16 protein-coding genes are annotated in these 20,746 nt (G+C 69.2%); 5 read left to right on the top strand and 11 right to left on the bottom strand.

All coding sequences use genetic code 11. The annotated features are described in order from the left end of the window. Positions 1-3: 3 nt before the first annotated feature. From nrfD to LZ199_RS17920, 8 genes are all read right to left on the bottom strand, one after another. Positions 4-1,407 carry an NrfD/PsrC family molybdoenzyme membrane anchor subunit gene (nrfD, locus tag LZ199_RS17955; RefSeq protein ID WP_253994923.1) on the bottom strand — a complete coding sequence of 468 codons (1,404 nt, stop codon included), beginning with the start codon at positions 1,405-1,407 and terminating at the stop codon, positions 4-6. Between the two features lie 2 nt (positions 1,408-1,409). Further along, complete coding sequence (locus LZ199_RS17950) at positions 1,410-4,574, bottom strand: TAT-variant-translocated molybdopterin oxidoreductase (protein ID WP_253994948.1); 3,165 nt, start codon at positions 4,572-4,574, stop codon at positions 1,410-1,412. Beyond that, entirely contained in the window at positions 4,571-5,233 is a 663-nt protein-coding gene (locus LZ199_RS17945) for a cytochrome c3 family protein (RefSeq protein WP_253994922.1), read from the bottom strand. Before LZ199_RS17945 ends, LZ199_RS17950 begins: the two co-directional genes overlap by 4 nt. Before the next feature lie 495 nt (positions 5,234-5,728). Then, a complete protein-coding gene (locus tag LZ199_RS17940) occupies positions 5,729-6,094 on the bottom strand; it encodes an HNH endonuclease (protein ID WP_253994921.1) in 366 nt (121 codons plus the stop codon). A gap of 1 nt (position 6,095) precedes the next feature. Next, positions 6,096-6,749 carry a ligase-associated DNA damage response endonuclease PdeM gene (gene pdeM, locus LZ199_RS17935; protein WP_253994920.1) on the bottom strand — a complete coding sequence of 218 codons (654 nt, stop codon included), beginning with the start codon at positions 6,747-6,749 and terminating at the stop codon, positions 6,096-6,098. Further along, positions 6,719-9,142, bottom strand: coding sequence for a ligase-associated DNA damage response DEXH box helicase (locus LZ199_RS17930; protein WP_253994919.1), 2,424 nt, complete (start codon positions 9,140-9,142; stop codon positions 6,719-6,721). Before LZ199_RS17930 ends, pdeM begins: the two co-directional genes overlap by 31 nt. 151 nt (positions 9,143-9,293) lie before the next feature. Continuing rightward, positions 9,294-10,889, bottom strand: coding sequence for an ATP-dependent DNA ligase (locus LZ199_RS17925; protein WP_253994918.1), 1,596 nt, complete (start codon positions 10,887-10,889; stop codon positions 9,294-9,296). Positions 10,890-10,892: 3 nt separating this feature from the next. Continuing rightward, positions 10,893-11,918, bottom strand: a complete 1,026-nt coding sequence (locus LZ199_RS17920; RefSeq protein ID WP_253994917.1) for a ligase-associated DNA damage response exonuclease — start codon at positions 11,916-11,918, stop codon at positions 10,893-10,895. A gap of 310 nt (positions 11,919-12,228) precedes the next feature. Between LZ199_RS17920 and LZ199_RS17915 the strand changes: the two genes are divergently transcribed. The 3 genes from LZ199_RS17915 to LZ199_RS17905 all read left to right on the top strand — a co-directional run bounded on the left by LZ199_RS17915 (position 12,229) and on the right by LZ199_RS17905 (position 14,916). Next, on the top strand, positions 12,229-13,719 hold the full coding sequence (locus LZ199_RS17915; RefSeq protein WP_253994947.1) for an anthranilate synthase component I family protein: 1,491 nt from the start codon (positions 12,229-12,231) through the stop codon (positions 13,717-13,719). Further along, entirely contained in the window at positions 13,716-14,279 is a 564-nt protein-coding gene (locus tag LZ199_RS17910) for an anthranilate synthase component II (protein ID WP_253994916.1), read from the top strand. The genes LZ199_RS17915 and LZ199_RS17910 overlap by 4 nt, the downstream gene beginning before the upstream one ends. A 160-nt stretch (positions 14,280-14,439) precedes the next feature. Further along, positions 14,440-14,916, top strand: a complete 477-nt coding sequence (locus LZ199_RS17905; RefSeq protein ID WP_253994915.1) for a hypothetical protein — start codon at positions 14,440-14,442, stop codon at positions 14,914-14,916. A gap of 21 nt (positions 14,917-14,937) precedes the next feature. Here LZ199_RS17905 and LZ199_RS17900 read toward each other — a convergent pair whose 3' ends face one another. Next, a complete protein-coding gene (locus LZ199_RS17900; RefSeq protein ID WP_253994914.1) occupies positions 14,938-15,534 on the bottom strand; it encodes a histidine phosphatase family protein in 597 nt (198 codons plus the stop codon). Between the two features lie 176 nt (positions 15,535-15,710). Between LZ199_RS17900 and LZ199_RS17895 the strand changes: the two genes are divergently transcribed. Further along, positions 15,711-16,127: a hypothetical protein gene (locus LZ199_RS17895; RefSeq protein WP_253994913.1), complete on the top strand. Its 417-nt coding sequence runs from the start codon at positions 15,711-15,713 to the stop codon at positions 16,125-16,127. A gap of 183 nt (positions 16,128-16,310) precedes the next feature. Further along, complete coding sequence (locus LZ199_RS17890) at positions 16,311-18,638, top strand: YfhO family protein (RefSeq protein WP_253994912.1); 2,328 nt, start codon at positions 16,311-16,313, stop codon at positions 18,636-18,638. 109 nt (positions 18,639-18,747) lie between these two features. Here LZ199_RS17890 and trpA read toward each other — a convergent pair whose 3' ends face one another. Continuing rightward, a complete protein-coding gene (gene trpA / locus LZ199_RS17885) occupies positions 18,748-19,539 on the bottom strand; it encodes a tryptophan synthase subunit alpha (RefSeq protein ID WP_253994911.1) in 792 nt (263 codons plus the stop codon). Next, complete coding sequence (trpB, locus tag LZ199_RS17880) at positions 19,536-20,741, bottom strand: tryptophan synthase subunit beta (protein ID WP_176435839.1); 1,206 nt, start codon at positions 20,739-20,741, stop codon at positions 19,536-19,538. Before trpB ends, trpA begins: the two co-directional genes overlap by 4 nt. Positions 20,742-20,746: the final 5 nt, after the last annotated feature.

Below are 20,746 nucleotides of genomic sequence, written 5' to 3'. Positions count from 1 at the left end.
ACTCTAGTGCTCTCCGTGGGATTTCTGGTGGGCGGCGTGCTTGAGCTCCAGCTGCAGCTCCTTCACTTCGCTGATGGCCACCGCGGGCACGAACTTCAGGAACAGCAGGAACAGGGTGCCGAACAGGCCCAGGGTGCCGACGTAGATGCACCAGTCCACCCACGTGGGGGAGTAGATGCCCCATGACGAGGGCAGGAAGTCCTGGGAGAGCGACGTCACGATGATGATGAAGCGCTCGCACCACATGCCGATATTCACCGCGATGGAGGCCACCCACATGATGGGGATGCTGGTGCGGCACTTCTTGAACCAGAAGATGTTCGGCGTGACGACGTTGCACGTGATCATCAGCCAGTACACGCCGGCGTAGGGGCCCGTGGCGCGGTTCACGTAGAAGGTCCAGAACTCGAACTGGTTCTGCGAGTACCAGGCGACGAAGTGCTCCATCAGGTACCCGTAGGACACGAGCAGGCCCGTCGCGAGGATGACCTTGTTCATGTTCTCCAGGTGGCGGTCCGTAATCACGTCCCGCAGACCCAGGTACTTGCGCGCCGGGACGATGAGCGTAATCACCATCGCGAAGCCGCTGAACACGGCGCCGGCCACGAAGTAGGGCGGGAAGATGGTCGCGTGCCAGCCGGGCAGCAGGGACACGGCGAAGTCGAACGAAACGATGGTGTGCACCGAGACGACGAGCGGCGTGGAGAGGCCGGCCAGCAGCAGGTAGGCGATCTTGTAGTTGTGCCAGTGCCGACCGGAGCCGCGCCAGCCGAGCGCGAACAGGCCGTAGATGGTGCGCTGAATCTTCGTCTTGGACGAGTCACGCAGCGCGGCCAGGTCCGGGATGAGGCCCACGAACCAGAACAGCGCGGACACCGTGAGGTACGTGGAGATGGCGAACACGTCCCACACCAGCGGGGAGCGGAACTGCGGCCACGCGCCCAGGGTGCTGGGGTAGGGGAACAGCCAGAAGGCGAACCAGGGACGGCCGGTGTGCAGCAGCGGGAAGAGACCCGCGCACATGACGGCGAACAGCGTCATGGCTTCGGCGAAGCGGTTGATGCTCGTGCGCCACTTCTGCTGGAAGAGCAGGAGGATGGCGGAGATGAGCGTACCGGCGTGGCCGATACCGACCCACCAGACGAAGTTGATGATGTCGAACGCCCAGCCGACCGGCTGGTTGTTGCCCCACACGCCGATGCCTCGGGCGAGCGTGTAGGTGACACCGACGACGAGCAGACCCAGCGCGCTGAGCGTCAGGCCGAAGAGCATGAACCAGCCCTTGCCCGGCTTGCGCCAGACATGGTCCAGCAGCGTCTCGTTGAGGGACTTGTCGTCGTGGTGCGGCGCGACGAGGTCCCGGGGCTCGAGCGGATCGAGCGGATGGGTGGCGGCGGTCTCGGCCATGATTAGTGGCTCCCTTCGTTCGTCGCGGCCTTGGCCGGCTCGAGGGCGGAATTCGGGTTGCGCACGCGGATGAGGTGCGAGGTGCGCGGACGGGTGCCCAGCTCGTGCAGGAGCTTGTAGGCGCGCACGTCCTCGGAGAGCTGGCTGACGAGCTGGTTCTCGTCATTGAGCGAGCCGAAGACGATGGCCTGCGCGGCGCACGTCTGCTGGCACGCCGTCTTGAGGTCCGCTTCCTTGATGAGGTGCTTCTGGACGCGCGCGTCGATGCGGGCGCGCTCGATGCGCTGCACGCAGTACGTGCACTTCTCCATGACGCCGCGGTTGCGCACCGTGACATCCGGGTTCATCAGCATCTTCTCGGTGGCCGTCTTCCCCGCAGTGTAGTGCAGGTAGTTGAAGCGGCGGACCTTGTACGGGCAGTTGTTGGAGCAGTACCGCGTGCCGACGCAGCGGTTGTACACCATGTCGTTCAGGCCCTCGTCCGAGTGCACGGTGGCGTTCACCGGGCACACGTACTCGCAGGGGGCCTTCTCGCAGTGCACGCACATCACGGGCTGCATGACCATCTTCGGGTCGTTCTCCGGACCCTCGAAGTACCGGTCGATGCGCAGCCAGTTCATCTCACGGCTGCGGCCCACCTGCTCCTTGCCCACGACGGGGATGTTGTTCTCCGCCTGGCAGGCCACCACGCACGCGCTGCAGCCCGTGCAGCGGGACAGGTCGATGGCCATGCCCCACTTGTAGCCCTTGGAGTAGTCGAAATCGACGAGGTTGTCCTGGATGCCCTGCTTGAGCTCGCCCTTCACGCGGTGCAGCGTGTGCTCCGTCTCCTTGGAGGGGTGCTCCAGCTCGGAGATGGGCATGTCCAGCGCGAGGGGACGGTTCTCCATGCGCCAGTGCGTCTGGGTCAGGCTGAACTTGTAGCTGCCGCGCACCTTGGTGAGCGTGGCGCCGCCGTCGAACCAGGGGTTCTTGCTGGTGCGGATGGGGTTGACGTTGAAGCCCACGCCCTTGGCGACCTGCTCGTGCAGACCATTGCGGCCGTAGCCCAGGGCAATGGTCACCGTGTTGTCCGCGTGGCCGGGGACAATCCACACCGGCACCGTCAGCTTCTGGCCGTTGTAGCTCAGCTCCGCCATGTCGCCGGGGGCCAAGTTCAGCGCCTTCGCCGTGTCCGGACCCAGCAGGGCGGCGTTGTCCCAGACCATCTTGGTGATGGGCTCGGGCAGCTCCTGGAGCCAGGAGTTGTTGGCGAAGCGGCCGTCGTAGACCTTGTAGTCGTTGACGAAGTTCAGCTCCAGGTCACCCGAGGCCGGGGGCGTGTAGCCCGAGACCAGCGAGGCGGCGGCGCCGAAGTCCGGCGAGCCCGCGACGGGGTTGGACGCGGTGTTCTCGATGAAGCCCTGGGCCACCCAGGACTCCCAGCGGGCCTCGAAGTCGGCCGGGTTGGCCGTCTGGCCGCGCCAGTAGTCGCGCAGGAGCTGGTAGGAGGGGCGGAAGGGCTCGTCCAGGAACAGCGCGAACAGCTCCGACTCCGGCATGCCGTTGAAGAGCGGCTGGATGAGCGGCTGGGCGATGGAGACGGTGCCCTCCACCGAGCGGCCGTCGCCCCACGTCTCCAGCGGGTGCGCCGCGGGGATGAACCAGTCGACGTGCGCGCTGGTCTCGTCCTCGTAGAGCGACGTGTAGAGGACGTTGAGCTTGGCGCGGGCGGGGTGGTCCTTGCTCAGCACCTTGCCCAGGCCCACGTCGTCCGGCAGCGTGAAGACGGGGTTGTAGGCGGTGATGACCAGCGTGTCGACGCGGCCGGCCTCGATGTCCTCCACCAGGGCGCGGACCTGCGACATGCCCGTCGCCTCGGCGATGGGGGCCTGGATGTAGCGGACCGTCTTGTCGCCGTTGCCGAGCGCGTTGTTGATGGCGTGGGCCAGCGCGTGGACCGCGGCCGGCTGACGCTCACCCGCGATGACCAGGGACCGGCCGGGGCCGGCGGCGCGCAGGTCGGCGGAGACCGCCTGCACCCAGTTGCCCAGCTCACCGCGCAGCGGCGACTTGGCGGCGGCGGCGCCGGCCAGGGACGCGGCGGTGCCACCGATGGCCTGGGCCACCGCGGCGGCGAGGCCGAGGACCTCCTGCGACTTCAGGCGCAGGCGGTGGTCCGCCATGCCGCCGGTGATGGAGAAGCGGGCCTCCGCCATGTACAGGCGGTTGAGCTTGCCCTTGCGCGGGTCGCGACGGTCCGCGAACTCGCGGATGTGGCGCAGGTTGCCCGGGCAGCTCTCCAGGAAGTCCGCGTCCAGCGACAGGACGATGTCCGCCTGGGAGAAGTCGTACAGCGCGGCCACGTGCTGCCCGCCGAACAGGGTGCGCAGCGTGTCCGCCTGCGTGTCCTGGTTGGAGGACGCGCTGTGGAAGCGCGCGTTGGGCAGCTTCTTGATGATGCGGTTGCGCAGGTCGCTCGTCAGCGGCGAACCCACCGCCTCCGTGAGGAAGCGCACGCGCGAGCCACCGTTCTCCGCGGCGGACTTGCCGACCAGGGACGCGATGGTTTCATTGAACACGCGCTGGGCGCGGGGCGTCTTGCCCTGGCGCAGCACGCGCGCGCGGCTCGGGTCATAGAGCGACAGCAGCCACGCCTGCTCGAAGGTGCAGGCGGCGCCCTGGTTGACCGGGTGGTCCGGGTTGCCCTCGACCTTCACGGGGCGACCCTCGCGGGCGGTGATGAGCAGGCCGGAGGTGTGGCCGGACAGCGTCATCGCGGACGCGTAGTGCAGGGGGTTGCCGGGCGTCACTTCCGGCGGCGTCTTCGTGTACGGCAGCAGCTTCTCGTCCTGGGGACGGGTGCTGCAGGCCGTGGCGCCGGCCAGGGCCAGCGAGGCGCCGAGCAGCTGCATGAACTCGCGGCGCACGAAGCCGGTGGGGGGCAGGTCCGCGCCCACGGGGAACTCCGGGCGGGACTCCTCCATGTACTCGGAGGTGCCCAGCTTCTCCTCCAAGCTGCGCCAGTACGACTGGCCATAGCCGTGCTCGGCGGAGTTGGCGTTCGCGGCGGCGTGCTCCAGTGCCTCACCGACGGCGTCAGGCACCGCGGCGGGCCGGTCCGAGACGACCGGGAGCGCGAAGGAAGAGGATTCCTGCGACGGGGCGCCGTCGCGCTTCGTGTTCATCGGTGGCATGTGGAGCAGCTCGTGCGCGAGTGGACGTCGTACTCAGCCTTCAGCTTCTCGCCGAGCGCGATGGCCTCGGCCTTGTCCGACGGCGGAGTCCACGTCATCGACGTGATGAACTCCGACGGCCGCAGATGCGGCTCGGGATTGCGGTGACACTCCAGACACCACGCCATGGTCAGCGGGGCGAACTGCTCCACCGCGGCCATCTGGTCGATGCGACCGTGGCAGCTGGCGCAGCCCACGCCCTTGTTCACGTGGATGGCGTGGTTGAAGTAGACGAAGTCCGGCAGGTTGTGGACGCGGACCCACTGGATGGGCGAGTCGGCGAAGAAGGCCTTGCGCACCTCGGTGAGGTACGGGCTCTTGTTCCACACCTGGGCGTGGCAGGACATGCACACGGTGGTGGAAGGGATGCCCGCGGAGGGCGCCTTGTCCACACTCCAGTGGCAGTACTGGCAGTCGATCTTCTCGTCCCCCGCATGGTGGCGGTGGTCGAATTCGATGGGCTGCTCGATGGGCATCTGCTGGTTCGTGACGTACGGAGACCGTACGTAAGCCATGAGGCCGCCGATACCGATGGCGGGCACGGCAAGAAGCGCCGCGGCGGACAGCCGAGACACCGTGTTCGTCCAGCGTGGAAACAGAGGGCCGCTCATACCAGGACCATGGGCAAGGGGGCTTCGACAACTGCGGTGACAGGAGAGGAGGAAGAGGCGAGAAGGCGGCTGAACGCGAGGAGCGGCGGAGCGATCCCGGCCCCGGCGGGGCGGGGGGGCGGCTCCTGGCGCGCGGAAGGCGAAGCAGTCACGTCCAACGAAACCTCTATGGATGTTGCCGCGGGCGGGTCCCTCCTCCTGTCCCAACCCAACGCGGCGCGGGACCATCGACCATCGACACGGCAGTGTCAACCATTCTGAATGTTGTGGAGCCGTGGGATACCACTTCCTCGCGCGGAGGCGGGAAATCGCGGTCCGGAGGTGATGAATCTCTCTTCTGGCGGGAGGAAGTGACGTTGAGCCCGAGCCCGTCAGAGGCGGATCATCAACCGTGCTGGGGTGTCTCGGTGTGATGCTCACACAAGGTATGGGCAGACCGGCGCGCGGGTTTCTCGCCCGACAGAGACATGTCGTCGGCTCGGGCTTGAGACGCTGTTACTCGGAGTCCGCGCCGGCCGGCTCCCGCCAGCGCTGCTTGCGGCGGGCGAGCAGCTTCTCCACCAGCTCCCGGACCCGTGAGTCACGATGATAGTGGGGGTCATGTCGGCTGCCCTTGCCCTGGTTGCAGCGGGCGCACGCCAGGCCCAGGTTCTCCGGCGCGTCCGTTCCTCCGGCGGTTCGCGGGAGGATGTGCTCGATGGTGGCCCGGCTGATGGGCTCGCCATCCAGCCCCACCATCAGATGGGCGTTGCAGTGCAGGCACTTGCCCAGCCAGGCCTCGCGCCCCCGATGCTCGGTGCGCTCGAAGGTGGTGTCCGTGGCGATGATGCCCAGAATCTTGCGGCGCTTGGAGTCGCTCATCCTACACCTCGACCACGGAGGGGCCGGCGATGGCGAAGACGCGCGCCCCGGGTCGGCGCGGCATGTCGAGTCCGCCGGTGAAGGCGCTGAAGGCCGGGAGCACGCCCACCCCGGACCCAAGGTGGAAGCATGGAAGACGGAGGCGGTCCCCGCCAGCCGACAGCCTCACGGTGGGGTGAAGATGACCGGCCCACACGTAGCGGCCTGTGGCAGCGGTGGGGTGGTGGGCGAAGCGGAAGGGGCCCTCGTCCAGGTGGGACTCGTGGACGTCCATCCGCCACTCCTCGGGCAGGGGGCCCGCCCGGAGGTCATGATTGCCCCGCACCAGCACCAGCTCCACGTCGGCATGGGAAGCGCGCCAGGCCGCGAGCCTCTTGATGAGCGCGGGGGTGAGGCCCTCCCGGGAGTGGACGAGGTCGCCCAGGACCAGCAGCCGACGGGCCCCCGTGCTGGCGAGCGCCGAGGACAGGCGAGCCAGGTCGTCCTCCAATACGCCGAGCGGCAGGGGGATGCCGTGCTGCTGGAAGCTCTCCGTCTTGCCCCAATGGAGGTCGGCCACCGCGAGGGTGCGGGCCTCGGGCCAGTGCAGGGCCCGCTCCGGGAGCAGCTCCAGTGGGGTGCCGCCTACGCGGACCTGGCATCGTCGCGCGTCCATCGCTCCTTCATGCGCTCCACCCGCTCCAGGAGGGACTCGCTGGAGAGGCTGGCGCTGATGCGCTCGACAACGAGCGGGAAGGCCAGCGGCGTGGGCCTCCGGACGTGGAGCAATTCCAGGGGGCTCGACTCCATGCGCTCCAGCGCGCGCTCCATGCGGCCCTGCTCGAACTGTTGCTCCAGCACCTCGCGGCGGGCCTGGGTGAGCAGCAGGTGTCCCGGGTCATAGCGGGCGAAGACATCATGGAGGAGGGCGGCGCTCGTCTGGACCTGCCGCGTGGACTTGCGAGCCCCGGGCAGCCCCGGCAGCACCAGCCCCGCCACGCGGGCGATGTCCCGGAACTGGCGCTTCGTCAGCTCGCCCACGTTGACGCTCTTGAGCACGTCCTCCACCAGGTGCTCTCGCGTGAAGAGGTGGGGGCGCAGCGCCTCCTCGAACGGATAGGGCGCGGGGCTGAGCAGCTCCAGGCCGTAGTCATTCACTGACACGCTGAAGGTGGCCTTCTGGAGTCGCGTCAGGCGCAGGGCGAGCAGGGCCGCGAGTCCCTCGTGCACCCGTCGTCCTTCAAAGGGATAGAGGAAGAGGTGGTGCCCGTCACGCGTCTGGCACACCTCCGCGAGCAGCGCGCCAGCCGAGGGGATTCGCGACAGGCGCTCCTGGGCTTCGAGGACGGGCCACGCGGCGGCGAGCTCGTCGGAGGTGACGTCGCCGTGGCGCGCGGAGTCGAGTGTGCGGCGCACGGCGGCGGCCAGGGACGTGGACAGCGGCAGGCGGCTTCCACCCCAGCGTGGGGTCTGCGTCACCTTCGTCTTCACGGGCCGCACATAGGCGGTGAGCCCCTGGAGCCGGCCGAGCTCCAGCTTCTTGCCGGCGAACTGGAAGGTGTCTCCTGGCCGGAGCCGGCTGACGTAGGACTCCTCCACGCTGCCCAGCCTGCCCCCGCTCCAGTAGCGCAGCTCCACCACCGCATCGGAGGTGATGGTGCCGATGTTGAGCCGGTGCAGCCGGGCGACGCGCGCGTCCTTCACGACGAAGCGGCCCTCGTGCTCCTCCACGCGGCGGAACTCCGGGTAGGCCGTCAGCGTGGGGCCGCCCTCGCGCACCAGGGTGAGCGTCCAGTCGAACTCCTCGTCCGTGAGGCCCGCGTAGGCCGTGGCGCCGCGCACCTCATCGAGCAGGGCCTCACGGGTGAAGCCTCCTCCAAGCGCGCACGTCACCAGGTGCTGGGCCAGCACGTCCAAGGGCTTACCAGGGGGTATGCGCGGCTCGACCTCCTTGAGCGCGAGCGCGTCTCGGGCGGCGGCCATCTCCACCAGCTCCAGCGCGTGCGTGGGGACGAAGAGGATGTTGCACGTGGCCTCGGGGCGGTGGGCGCCTCGGCCCGCGCGCTGGAGTGTCCGGCCGATTCCCTTGGGACTGCCCACCTGCACCACGCGCTCCACGGGGCCGAAGTCCACGCCCAGGTCCAGCGACGAGGTGCACACGACGAAGCGCAGCGAGCCGTCCTTGAGTCCTCGCTCCACGCGCTCCCGCTCGTCGCGGTCGATGGAGCCGTGGTGCAGCGCGAGCAGGTGTTCCCACTCCGGACGCGCGAAGCGCAGGCCCTCGAACCAGCGCTCCGCCTGCGAGCGCGTGTTGGTGAAGATGAGCGTCGACTTCGCCGGGTCCAGCCGCGCGGCCACGCGGGCCAGCATGGTGAAGCCCAGGTGCCCCGCCCACGGAAACGTGTCCACCTGGTCCGGCAACAACGTCTCCACCTCCACCGGACGCTCCAGGTCCGCGCTGATGAGGGTGGGGCGCGGGCCGGTGCCGACCCCGTGTCGCGCGGCCTCCTCCAGGTTGGCGAGTGTGGCGGACAGGGCCCAGGTGCGCAGGCGTGGTGAGAAGCCTCGCAAGCGGGCCAGGGCGAGCTCCGTCTGTGTGCCTCGCTTGGAGCCGAGCAGCTCGTGCCACTCGTCGACGATGACGGCGCGCAGTGAGGAGAACAGCTCCGGTGCGCGCTCGTTCGAGAGCAGGACGGAGAGCGACTCGGGCGTGGTGATGAGCACCTCGGGGAGTCGCTGTCGTTGTCGCTGGCGCACCGACGACGAGGTGTCTCCGGTGCGGCTCTCCACGTCGAGGTCCGTGTCGAGCACGTTCAGCGGCTCGCGAAGGGCCTGCTCCACGTCACGCGACACCGCGCGCAGGGGCGTCACGTAGAGAATCTGGAGGCCCTTCTCACCGTGCTCGGCCACCTCCGCCAGCGGCGCGAGATAGGCGGCGTAGGTCTTCCCCGCGCCCGTGGGGACATGGATGAGCCCGCTGTCCCCGCGCGCATACGCGGCCCAGGCCTCCTCCTGGAAGGCGTAGGGCGTCCAGCCCTTCGAGGCGAACCAGCCCCGGAGTCGCTCCATCGGCGGGGCGCTCGACGCTTTCGTGGAGGGCGCCGGCTCGCGTGGCTTCGCTCGCTTCCTCCCTCGTCGCGGGCTCTCGGGGGGCGTCGGTGTCGGGGCTTGGTGGAGCGCCTTTCTCTTCGCCTGGAGCTGGGCTCGCAGCGAGGGCGACCTACGCGCCGGCATGGAGCAGCTCCTTGAGCGAGTCCAGGGAGTCAGCGTCCTGCGGCTTCTTGTCCGTGCGCCAGCGGGCGATGCGAGGGAAGCGCAGCGCGACGCCCGACTTGTGACGCGGTGACTTCTGGATGCCCTCGAAGTGCAGCTCGAAGACCTGCTCGGGCTCCACCGAGCGCACCGGTCCGAACTTCTCGCGCGTGTGCGCGCGAATCCATCGGTCCAGTCGGCTAATCTCCTCGTCGGTGAGGCCCGAGTACGCCTTCGTCACCGGGAGCAGGTCCGTCCCGTTCCACACGGCGAAGGTGTAGTCGGTGTACAGCGAGGAGCGACGGCCGTGTCCCGGATGCGCGTAGAGCAGCACCGCGTCCACTGTGAATGGGTCGATCTTCCACTTCCACCAGTCGCCGCGCTTGCGGCCCGTGAGGTACGGGGAACTCAAGCGCTTGAGCATGAAGCCCTCGACGTTGCGCTCACGTGCCTCGCTTCGCGTGTGCGCCAACGCCTCCCAGGAAGAAGCCTCCACGGCGGGAGACAGTGGGAAGGTGGGGTGGTGCTTCAGCAGCGCGGCCAGTCGCTCGCGGCGCTCGCGCAGTGGCAGTGCACGCAGGTCCTGCCCGTCCTGCTCCAGCAGGTCGTACGCGATGAAGGCCGCGGGGGCCTCCGCGAGCACCTTCGGCGTCAACTTCTGACGGCCGATGCGGCGCTGGAGGCGGGCGAAGGGCAGGGGCTGGCCGTCCTCGTACGCCAACACCTCGCCGTCCAGCACGACGCCTTCGGGAAGGGCCTTCGCCGCCTCGGTGATTTCGGGGAAGCGGTCGGTGATGAGCTCCTCGCCCCGACTCCAGAGATACACGTCACCCTTCCGGTGGAGGAGCTGGCCTCGGATGCCGTCCCACTTCCATTCGACCAACCACTCCGAGAGGTCGCCCAGCGCCTCCGGCGGCTGCTCCAGGGGAGACGCCAGATAGAACGGATACGGGCGCGAGTGCTCCGCATCCGAGACCTCCGGCGAGACGAGCTGCTGGAAGAACTCCTTCGAGGGAGTCCAGGTCCCCATCAACCGGTGAGCGACGTCCGGTGCGGGAAGTCCCGCCACCTTCGCGAGGGCTCGGACCACCAGCGTGGAGGAGACACCCACGCGCAGCTCCCCGGTGAGCATCTTGTTCAGCAGGAAGACCTCTCGCCGAGGCATGGAGCGCCACCAGGACACCACCCGCTCGCGCTGAGCCGTCGCGTCCAGCACGCGCAGGGGCAGCAGGCGCTCCGTGAGCCACTGCGACAGCGGCAGCTCCTCCGGTGTGCTCGGCCGCTCCAGGTTGTCCAGCAGCAGGGAGATGACCTCCGCGAGGTCCCCCACGGAGGCGTACACCTCCGCGAACAGCCAGTCGGGAATGTGCGTCAGCTCCTGGGTCCATCCCACCAGCAGCTTCGTGGTGAGCAGTCGCTTCAGCTTCTGTCCCGTGAGGAAGTACAGCGCCCACGCGGCGTCCTCGGGAGGCGCCTCCTGGAAGTAGCGCGTGAGGGCGTCCACCTTCGCGTTGGTGGAGGTGGTCTGGTCCAGGCGCTCGTACAGGTCCGCGAGTCGTCGCATGGGTCAGTCCTCCGCCTCGCCCTCGAACTGCGTTGCCAGCGGAGAGGCGTCCACGCCCTGCTCGCGGAGGTAGCGCGCCAGGGGCTCCGCGGAGCCGTGCGTGGTGAGCACCCGCTCCGCTCCCGTGTCAGCGACCGTGCGCAGCAGGTCGGGCCAGTCCGCGTGGTCCGACAGCACGAAGCCCCGGTCGAAGCCGCGACGCCGTCGATTGCCGCGCACGCGCATCCAGCCCGAGGCGAAGCCCGTCTCCGCTTCGCCGAACCGCCGCATCCAGGTGGACCCGCCCGCGCTCGGCGGCGCCAGCACCAGCGCGCCCGCGAACGACGTGCCCTTGGCCACCTCCGACACCAAGTGCGTGGGAATCATCTTCACGCCCGCGTCCCGGTACACCTCCACCAGGCTCTGCATCGCGCCATGGACGAAGGCGGGCCGGTCCGTCAGCCGCGCCAGCTCCGCCAGGACTCGCTGGGCCTTGCCCAGGGCGTAGCAGAACAGCACCGCCGCGCGCCCCACCGCGCGATTCGCGTCCCACCACCGCAGGATGTCCTCCGCCACTTCTCGCGTGTCATCCCAACGGAAGATGGGGAGGCCGAACGTCGCCTCGGTGATGAACGTGTGGCAGCGCACCACCTCGAACGGCGCGCATGTCGGGTCCGCCGCGCGCTTGTAGTCGCCGGAGATGACCCACACCTCGCCCCGGTGCTCGACGCGGAGCTGCGCGCTGCCCAGCACGTGGCCCGCCGGGTGGAAGCTGACGGTGACGTCGTTGAGCTTCAGCGGCTCGCCATACTCCAGGGAGTCGATGTGCGAGTCGGCGCCCACGCGACGTCGCAGCAGCCCCTCGCCCGCTCGGGTGCCCAGGTAGCGTTGGTGGCCCGAGCGCGCGTGGTCCCCATGTGCGTGGGTGATGAGCGCCCGCTCCACCGGATGCCAGGGGTCGATGTGGAAACCTCCAGGCTCACAATAGAGCCCGTGGGGCGTCACCGTGATGAGCGGCCTTCGAGCCTGGAAGGAGACGGAGGCGTCCACAGTCCTTCAGAAATAACGAGGGCTTCCGGGAGCGACCACCCAGGGTGCGCGGGCCTCTCACCCTCACTGGTTCCTGGGACGGTCACCAGCCGCCCGGCCATCACTTCCGGCCTTGACGGCATCCCTGGGAATGACGGGCGGGTGTGCGCCGATGGTCCTCGCCGGGACACGTCCGCCGCGCTACACCGAGGACCTTGCTGTGGGAGTGCGGCTCGCGCGCTGGAAGGTCGCGCGGAGCCGTCGCCTGGAGCGGAGTCCCTGGCGGTATTGGGGACGGAGACAATGCGGTAGCGGGGGAGAGGTCATGACCATGGATGCACAGGAGCGGAAGGCGGCCTACCGCCAGCGCGCGGAGCAGGGCGAGGCAGTGCCGGTCTCGGTGGAGTTGCCGGCGGACCTCGACACGCCGCTGTCGGCGTATCTGAAGCTGGGCGGAGGCTCGCGCGGCTTCATCCTCGAGTCGTGCTACGGCGGCGAGCGCTTCGGGCGCTACAGCCACGTGGGCACCCACGCCGCGGGTCGCGTGCGACTGGATTCGCATGGCGCCACCGTGTGGCGTGGCTCGCGCGAGGAGCGACGCGAGGGCAAGCCGATGGACGTGCTGCGCTCCCTGTGGCGCGAGCTCGCCGTGGCCCGACTCCCCGGTGAGGCGCCGTTCCTCGGCGGGCTCGTGGGGTACATGGGCTACAACTGTGTCTCGTGGATGGAGCCCACCGTTCCGGACCGGCACCCGCGCGACACGTCCTTCCCCGACTCCGAGTGGCTCATCTCCGAGGACTTCGTCACCCACGACTCGCGCACGGGGACGCTCAAGGTCACCGCCATCGCCCGGCCCTCGCTCCACGCGAGCGTGGCCGTCGCGCTGAAGGACGCGGAGGACCGCGCGCAGGCCATGGCCGACCGGCTCCTCAAGCCGTTGCCGCAGGAGGCCTATGCGCCGTCGCCGCGCATGAAGGGGGAGAGCCCCGTGGCTTGCTGGGACCGCGCTGGCTACGAGGCCGCGGTGGAGCGCTCGAAGGAGTACATCCGCGCGGGCGACATCTTCCAGGTGGTGCTCGCGCGTCGCTTCGAGTCGCGAGGCGCGCCGCCTCCGCTGTCGCTCTATCGCGCGCTGCGCCGCGTGAATCCCTCGCCGTACCTGTTCCTGGTGGAGCTGGGCGAGGCGCGCGCGCTGGTGGGGGCGTCGCCGGAGCTGCTGGTGCAGGTGCGAGATGGCGACGTGGTGGTGCGTCCCATCGCCGGCACGCGTCGACGCGGGGCCTCCGAGGCGGAGGACCTGGCGCTGGAGAAGGAGTTGCTCGCGGACGAGAAGGAGCGCGCCGAGCACATCATGCTGGTGGACCTGGGCCGCAATGACGTGGGCCGCGTGGCGGCGCCGGGCACGGTGCGCGTGGAGGACCTGATGGTCATCGAGCGCTACAGCCACGTGATGCACATCGTCTCGCAGGTGCGAGGGAAGCTGGACTCGAAGTTCGACGCGCTCGATGCGCTGGCCAGCACCTTCCCCGCGGGTACTGTGTCTGGCGCGCCGAAGATTCGCGCGATGCAGATCATCGACGAGCTGGAGGTGCAGCGGCGCGGGCCGTACTCGGGCGCGGTGGGCTACCTGTCCTTCTGCGGCACGCTGGACGTGGCCATCGCCCTGCGCACCTTCTTCGTGGACGGAGACCGGACCATGTGGACCGCGGGCGCGGGACTGGTAGCGGACTCGGTGCCGTCGAAGGAAGCCGACGAGACGGAAGCCAAGGCGGGTGCCATGGCCGCCGCGCTCCGGCTGGCTCGCGAGGGAGGTGGCCGGTGATTCTCGTCATCGACAACTACGACTCGTTCACCTTCAACCTGGTCCAGCTCCTCTACACGCTGGGTGCCGAGGTGAAGGTGGTGCGCAACGACACGCTCGACGTCGCGGGCGTCGCGGCCCAGGGGGCCTCGCACCTGGTGATTTCACCGGGGCCCTGCACGCCGCACGAGGCCGGGGTCAGCGTGGCCGCGATTGCCCAGGCTCGCGTGCCGGTGCTCGGCGTGTGCCTGGGGCATCAGTCCATTGGCGCGGCCTTCGGTGGCAACGTCATCCGCGCTCCAGAGCCGGTGCACGGCAAGTCCGCGCGCATCCAGCACGCGGGCTCGGGCGTCTTCACCGGCGCGAGCCAGGGCTTCCAGGCCGCGCGCTACCACTCGCTCATCGTGGAGGCGTCCTCGCTGCCGAAAGAGCTGGAGGCCATCGCGTGGAGCCAGGACGGGCTCATCATGGCGCTGCGCCACCGCGAGAAGCCCGTGGTGGGCTTCCAGTTCCACCCCGAAAGCGTGCTGACTCCCGAAGGGCCCACCCTGGTGAAGAACTTCCTGGAGGGACGCCTGTAGCGAGGGGAATCGCCCCGCGGGGCTGGGTCATTGTCGCTCGACTGACTCTGTCTGGATTGAGACTCCGCAAGGCCCCTGAGGGTGAAAACCCGCACGCATAGCATCGGCCCTTCCGGCGACCGAGGCCCCCTCCCGGGGTCGGCGCCGGAAGGGAGCCTCGATGAGAAACCGAAGCGTGGTGTCGCGCGGTCTTGCCGTGGTGTTCGGCGCGCTGCTGCTGGGCGCGTGCGGTGGTGCGTCGTCCGCCGAAGGTGGCCAGGGCGTACCGATGGAGGAGCTGGAGCTGACCAGCGTGGACTCGGCGCTGGGCATGTGCCCGGGCTACGACTCCTGCGCGAACTGGTCTCCCTGGTACGCCACCGGCGGGAGCTACTGCGGCAACAACTCCGCCTGCGGCATGCGCTGGGTCTGCGAGGAGAACCCCTGGGGCTGTCCGAATGGCGTCGCCGCCGAGGCGCCTCCCGCGAAGGAGGGCGCGGACCTGCTGCCCCCGTGTTGCGGAACCCTCTATCGCGAGCCCATGCCCGCGCTCATGGGCTCTCAGGAACGCTACCGCGTCTGCTTCAACCCGGCCGGTGCCTCGTGCACGGACTACGAGCAGACCAGCGGCTCCGTATTGAGCTGCGGAGACTGCTGAGCCCGCGCCGCGTGGCGTGGCTCACCCCTTGAGGTGGGTGGTGTCGTTCCAGCTGGCGAGTGCCGGCTGGGCGGCATCTCCATCGAAGCCGAGCACGCTGATGGAGCCGGTGCTCAACAGGAACAGGCGGCCATCACCCGGCGGGAGGCCCAGCCACCTCGCGGCGAGCACTCGAAGGAAGTGTCCGTGGGAGAAGATGAGGATGTCTCCCTTCTCCTCGCGGGCGTCGGCGATGACCTGGTCCGCGCGAGCGCCCACTTGCTGCGCCGTCTCTCCGTGGGGCACGCCGTCCTTCCACACCGTCCAGCCGGGATGCTCCACGCGAATCTCCGCGCCGGTGCGGCCTTCGTGGTCGCCGTAGTCCCATTCCATGAGGTCATCGCGTCGCTGGGCCGCGTCGCCGTAGCCGGCGAGCGCGCAGGTCTCGAAGGCGCGACTCAGGGGGCTGGTCCACACCTGGGCGAAGGTCCATGCGCGCAGCGGTGAGCCGAGCAGCGCCGCCATCTTCCGACCGTCCTCCAGCAGTGGGACGTCCGTGCGCCCCGTGTGCTGGCCACTGCGGCTCCATGCCGTCTCACCGTGACGGACGAGCACCACCTGGGGGCCCCGTGTTTTCATGCATCGGATTGTGCCATCCCCCCGGTGCCTGGTGCGCGCTCCGTGTTTCGCCAGGCCTCGAGTGGACAGTCCTCGGAGCGTCCGGTCCGCTGTCAAACGACGGATGCGCGAGGCTTGAACCCGTGCGTCGTCCACTACACCCTGGGGTGGCTCACGTTCCCCTTGAGGAGTCACGCATGCGTCACCTCCGCCCGTTGCCCCACGCCTCCACTGTCCTCGCATTGCTGCTGGCCTCGACGCTGGCCCTGCCGGGACATGCGCAGGCGCCAGCAGGGAAGGGGGCCAGCACGGACGGCACGATGTTGCTGACCATCTTCATGAAGCACGACCAGGGCAAGACGTTGGAGGAGATCAACGCGCACCTGGACCGCACGGGCTTTCGCAAGAGCTTCCCGCCGCCCGGCGTGGAGGTGGTGTCCTGGTACGTGATGATGGGCGTGGGACAGGTCGTCACCGTGCGGCTGCCTCCCGAGAAGCTGCGAGAGGTGAACCTCGCGTTCGAGAAGGGCGCGTGGGGCGCGTTCCGCACGGAGTTCTACTCGACGTATGACTATCGGGCCATCTGGGAGAAGGCTCGCTCGGCGACGCCGTGAGTTCGTGAGATGAGGAGGTGCGGTGCTTCTGCCGTGCCGGGCGGGTCCTGACCTATGCTCGCGCCGGGCGATGCCTCGCCCAGGGCTGCTCGCGTGTCATCGCCAGAATCCACTTCACCCTCCCTTCCTTCGAGTGAGCCGCCGCGGGGCGCGCGCGTCCATTCCGCGCGGTCCGAGCTGTTGTTGCTGGTGGCCTGTGCGCTGGGCCTGACGGCGCTCTACTTCTACCGTGTGCCGCTCACGGGGGAGATGTTCAGCGCGCGCGATTCGCTGTACGTCTACCTGCCGGTGTTCCATGTCTGGAGCGAGGCGGTGCTGGCGGGCCGGATTCCGGAGTGGCTGACGCTGGATGGGTTCGGTCAGCCCTACGCGGGCACGCTGGTCGTCGCGCCCTTTCATCCGAGCAAGCTGCTGTACCTGCTGCTCTCGCTGGACCAGGCCTTCAACGCGAACATCCTGCTGTGTTTCCCGTCCGCGCTGCTGGGAACGTATGCGCTGACGCGGCTGTGGGAGGTGCCTCGGCCGGGCGCGTTCCTGGCGGGGATGGCGTATGCCTTCAGCGGCTACCTGGTCTGCATCACCAACAACCTCTGCTACCTGATGGCCGCGGCCACGGTGCCATGGGCGCTGTGGGCCGCTGAGCGACAGCTTCGCGCGCCGGGGCCGGGGCGGTTGCTGCTCGCGGGAGCGTTGCTCTCGCTCGTGTTGTTCGCGGGGGACGTGCAGGCCTTCTGTGTGACGTATGGGTTGGTGGTGTTGCTCGCGCTCTCCGGGCCCGCGGTTGCTCGGCGCTCCCGGCTGTTGGCCATGTCGGGGACGCTCGGGGTGGGGACGCTGCTGGCCGCGCCGCAGTTGTTCTCGTCCGTGTCCTTGATGCGGACGGCTGAAGCGGGAGGCCGGACGCTCGATATCGCGCAGGAGTTCGCCCTGCATCCCCTGCGGCTGCTCGAGCCGTTGCTGGGGCCGTATCTGGTGTTTCCCGCGCAGGCACCGGAGGTGTCGAAGGCTGTCGTCACGCGGCTGGCTCCCTCGGGTTTCGCGAGCTTCTGGGTGAACTCCATCCACCTGGGGGTGCCCGTGCTCCTCCTGGCGGGGACGGGGGCGTGGCGATATCGTCGTTCACGGCGGCTGTGGCTGTGGGGGAGCGTGTGGCTGCTTGTCCTGGGGCTTGCGCTTGGGCCCGCGCTACCACTCTACGAAGCCGCATATGCGTGGGTGCCTCCGTGGCGCGTGTTCCGCTATCCCTCCAAGCTCGTTCCCTTCCTGGGGCTGGGGGTTTGTTTCCTGGCGGCCCTGGGATGGAAGGGTGTGTTCCAGGGTGAGGCTCGGCGAGCATTTCTCCGGCTGGCGGTGACGGTGGTGGGCGGGTGTCTCGTGCTCGCCGCGGCCGAGCGATTTGGTCAGGCCTTCACCTCGGGACTGCTGGTGCCTCGTTGGCCGGAGATGCCGCAGGACCTGCGTGAGCTGCTCTCGTCGCGGTTCGTCGTCGTCTGTCTCGTGGCCTCTGCGGGCGCGGCGCTCTGCTGGGTCTGCGTGCTTCAGCCTCGCTGGAGCGCTGGGGTGTTGCTGGTGACGCAGTTCATGTCGAGCGCCGTGGCGAGTGAGGGGCTCTATGAGTTGCTCACGCCCGAGGTGCTGTCCACGCCGCCCCCGTTCGTCGAGCACATCCTTGCTCAGCCTCGGGTGGAGGAACGGGTGCCCGTCCGGGTCGCCTCGCACTATGACGTGGGTACGCTCACGTCGAAGATAGAGGGACTCGATGCGCTGCAGCGGCGCTCGCTCGGCGCGGTGCAGACGCTCATGCCGGACACGCCGGGCTTGTGGGGACTGGAGAGCGCGGAGGTGAACCTGCCCGCCGGGAGCCGGCGGGTGCGCGCTGTCGTCGAGGAAGTGACGCCATGGTTCCTCGTGCGAGCCCCCCTGTTCTCGGTGGCGTATTCGGTCCACCCGTTCATCGAGTGGAAGCCGCTCGAGGCTGCCGGAAAGAAGCTCGTGGGCGCGGATGCTTCGCTGGGGGCGGTGATGGTGGAGCACCCTGGCGTCCTGCCGCGTGCGTTCCTGGCGAATGCGCGCTGTGTCGACTCGTATGAGGCCGCGATGCCGCTGCTGGAGGACGCGCTCGTTCGCTCCGGTCAGGTGGCGCTCGTCGAGTGTGGTGAGGCCGGGCCTGGGTTGGCGCCAGGGGACACGGCTGTCGTGGGAGGGAAGGTGAGGGTGGAGCGGTACGAGGCGGAGACCCTGGTTTTTGACGTGGAGAGCCCTCGCGACGCGGTGCTCGTCGTGAATGACGCGTGGTTCCCGGGATGGACCGCGTCGGTGGATGGCGTGGAGGCCTCGATTCTTCCAGCCAACGTCGCGGTGCGTGCCGTGCCAGTGAAGGCGGGCCGCCATCAGGTGACGATGGCCTACCGAGACCTGCCCGCGCGGTGGGGACTGGGAGTCTCCGCGCTGACGTTCCTGGGACTGCTCGGGATGGCCGTGGCTCGCGGGCGACGAGCGCGGTCCGCGTGAGGGGGGCGGCTCCACGTTCATGAAGGAGCCGGCCACCGAGAGCGTCGACGGGGCACGGAGGCGGCGCCGCATGGGCTCACGCCTGCCTCCGTGCTCGCGGTGCGACAGCTCAGCGCTTCAGGCCGCGCTTGATTTCAGCGCAGAGCGCCTTCGCGGCCTGAGGTCCATCGGCGTGCGCGGCGCGAACGATGGCGCTGCCCACCACCACTCCGTCCGCGTGCGCCGACAACGTCCGCGCCTGGTCCGCGCTGGAGATGCCGAACCCCGCCACCACTGGCACCGGCGAAGCGTTGCGCACCAGGTCCAAGCGCTGCGACAAATCTGGCGGCAGCTCCGCCCGCATGCCCGTCACGCCCGCCACCGACACGCAGTACACGAAGCCGCGCGCGTCCTTCGCGATGGCCTCCGCCCGGGCCCGCGGCGTGGTGGGCGCGCACAGCGGAATCAGGTCCACGCCCGCCGCGTCGAACGTGGCGCGCAGCGCTCCGCTCTCCTCGGGAGGCAGGTCCGGGAGAATCGCGCCCGACACGCCGCGCTCTCTTGCCAGCTTCGCGAAGCGCTCCTCGCCCATCGCCATGATGACGTTCACGTACGTCATGATGACCAGCGGCGTCTCCGGGCAGCGCCGATGCACCTCCGGCACCACCTCCTCCAGCACACGCCTCAGCGTCGACCCCGCCTTCAGCGCGCGCTCCGACGCCCCTTGAATGACAGGCCCGTCGGCGATGGGGTCGCTGAACGCCACGCCTACCTCGACGATGTCCGCGCCACCCTCCACCAGCGCGGTGAACACGTCCACCGAGCGCGGCAGGTCCGGGTCTCCCGCCATGGCATACGCCACCAGCGCGCCCTCGCCCCGCGCCTTCGCCCGTGCGAAGGCCTTCGCGATATCGCCGCTCACGCCTTCACCCCCACCGCGGGAGGTACGCCTCGCGCGGAAATCGTCGCGACGTCCTTGTCCCCTCGGCCCGAGCAGTTGATGACCAGGTACTTGCCCACGCCCAGCTCCCGCGCCAGCTCCTTGCCGCGCGCGAACGCATGCGACGTCTCCAGCGCCGGAAGGATGCCCTCCATCCGCGCCACCTCGTAGAACGCCGCCAGCGCCTCGTCATCCGTGGCCGTGCGCACTTCCATCCGCCCCGTCTTCGCCAGGTGCGCCAGCTCCGGCCCCACGCCCGGATAGTCCAGGCCCGCCGAGATGCTGTGCGCCTCCTGAATCTGTCCGTCCCCGTCCTGCAACACCAACGAGCGGGAGCCGTGCAGCACGCCCTCCGAGCCCAGCGTCAGCGACGCGCCATGCTGACCCGAGTCCAGTCCATGCCCTCCGGCCTCCACGCCGATGAGCCGCACGCTCGCGTCGCCGATGAAGGGATGCAGCACGCCAATCGCATTCGAGCCACCCCCCACGCACGCTACAATCGCATCCGGCAGCTTCCCGAACGCGGCCTGCGCCTGCGTGCGCAGCTCCTTGCCGATGATGGCCTGGAAGTCGCGCACCACCGTCGGGTACGGATGCGGCCCCGCCGCGCTGCCGATGACGTAGTGCGTGTCCGACACCTGTGACACCCAGGTGCGCATCGCCTCGTTCATCGCGTCCTTCAGCGTCCGCGAGCCCGACTCCACGGGACGCACCACCGCGCCCAGCGCGCGCATGCGGAAGACGTTGAGCGCCTGTCGCTCCACGTCCAACGCGCCCATGTACACCTCGCACGGCAGGCCGAACAGCGCGCACGCGGTGGCCGTCGCGACGCCGTGCTGGCCCGCGCCCGTCTCCGCGATGATGCGCTGCTTGCCCATGCGCTTCGCGAGCAGCACCTGCCCCACGGTGTTGTTGATTTTGTGCGCGCCCGTGTGCGCCAGGTCCTCGCGCTTGAGCCAGACGTGCGCGCCTCCCCACGACTCGGTGAGCCGGCGCGCGGGCGTCAGCGTCGTGGGTCTGCCCACGAACTCGCGCAGCACCCGCGCCACCTCCGCGTCGAACGTCGGGTCCGCGCGCGCCGCCGCGTACGCCTCTTCCAATTCCATCAGCGCCGGGACGAGCGTCTCCGGCACGTAGCGCCCGCCGAAGCGCCCGAAGCGACCAGCGGCAGTCTCCGTGTTCATCCCTG

The organism is Myxococcus qinghaiensis (assembly GCF_024198215.1).
Classification (GTDB): domain Bacteria; phylum Myxococcota; class Myxococcia; order Myxococcales; family Myxococcaceae; genus Myxococcus; species Myxococcus qinghaiensis.
Note: the sequence above shows the minus strand (reverse complement) of the source record. Positions and strands in the feature narration are given on the sequence as shown.

What these genes read in the sequence shown, in the direction of transcription:
- LZ199_RS17945 (WP_253994922.1), bottom strand. Translation starts at nt 5,233, where the DNA reads ATGAGCGGCCCTCTGTTTCCACGCTGGACGAACACGGTGTCTCGGCTG.
- trpB (WP_176435839.1), bottom strand. Translation starts at nt 20,741, where the DNA reads ATGAACACGGAGACTGCCGCTGGTCGCTTCGGGCGCTTCGGCGGGCGC.
- LZ199_RS17900 (WP_253994914.1), bottom strand. Translation starts at nt 15,534, where the DNA reads ATGAAAACACGGGGCCCCCAGGTGGTGCTCGTCCGTCACGGTGAGACG.
- nrfD (WP_253994923.1), bottom strand. Translation starts at nt 1,407, where the DNA reads ATGGCCGAGACCGCCGCCACCCATCCGCTCGATCCGCTCGAGCCCCGG.
- LZ199_RS17925 (WP_253994918.1), bottom strand. Translation starts at nt 10,889, where the DNA reads ATGCGACGACTCGCGGACCTGTACGAGCGCCTGGACCAGACCACCTCC.
- LZ199_RS17950 (WP_253994948.1), bottom strand. Translation starts at nt 4,574, where the DNA reads ATGAACACGAAGCGCGACGGCGCCCCGTCGCAGGAATCCTCTTCCTTC.
- pdeM (WP_253994920.1), bottom strand. Translation starts at nt 6,749, where the DNA reads ATGGACGCGCGACGATGCCAGGTCCGCGTAGGCGGCACCCCACTGGAG.
- LZ199_RS17915 (WP_253994947.1), top strand. Translation starts at nt 12,229, where the DNA reads ATGGATGCACAGGAGCGGAAGGCGGCCTACCGCCAGCGCGCGGAGCAG.
- LZ199_RS17930 (WP_253994919.1), bottom strand. Translation starts at nt 9,142, where the DNA reads ATGGAGCGACTCCGGGGCTGGTTCGCCTCGAAGGGCTGGACGCCCTAC.
- LZ199_RS17940 (WP_253994921.1), bottom strand. Translation starts at nt 6,094, where the DNA reads ATGAGCGACTCCAAGCGCCGCAAGATTCTGGGCATCATCGCCACGGAC.
- LZ199_RS17895 (WP_253994913.1), top strand. Translation starts at nt 15,711, where the DNA reads ATGCGTCACCTCCGCCCGTTGCCCCACGCCTCCACTGTCCTCGCATTG.
- LZ199_RS17905 (WP_253994915.1), top strand. Translation starts at nt 14,440, where the DNA reads ATGAGAAACCGAAGCGTGGTGTCGCGCGGTCTTGCCGTGGTGTTCGGC.